The sequence below is a fragment of the Falsihalocynthiibacter sp. S25ZX9 genome, assembly GCF_041205405.1.
Classification (GTDB): domain Bacteria; phylum Pseudomonadota; class Alphaproteobacteria; order Rhodobacterales; family Rhodobacteraceae; genus Falsihalocynthiibacter; species Falsihalocynthiibacter arcticus.
Map to the genome: position 1 here is coordinate 1 of NZ_JBGFCD010000222.1, position 306 is coordinate 306.

General features: G+C 50.0%; 1 protein-coding gene. It reads right to left on the bottom strand.

Annotation, left to right across the window (positions count from 1 at the left end; translation table 11 throughout):
* Positions 1–85: 85 nt before the first annotated feature.
* Positions 86–306 (bottom strand): fumarylacetoacetate hydrolase family protein (locus AB9F29_RS22005; protein ID WP_369757262.1); only part of this gene is annotated, 221 nt, incomplete at its 5' end.

A 306-nucleotide genomic window follows, 5' to 3' on the forward strand; every position in this document is an offset into this window, starting at 1 on the left:
CTTCGAGCATCATAAAGCTGCTCATATAGGAAACGATTGTTTTCACGTCGAAAATAATCTTCGCTGTGGTTCCGGTTTGCATACGCTACCCATTTACATCAAGCCACATTCCAAGATTTTGAACATCCGCAAAGTCGTCTGGCGTCACAAGCCACGGGCCGGTCGGACAGAAGTTTAGAAAGCTCTTGCCTTTCATCAACTGGCCACCACGTTCGGCCTGCCATGCGCGCTCGGACACGTCATTAACTACGGTAAAACCTGCGACATGATCCATTGCTTCGTCTGGTCCAACGCCACAGGCCGTTT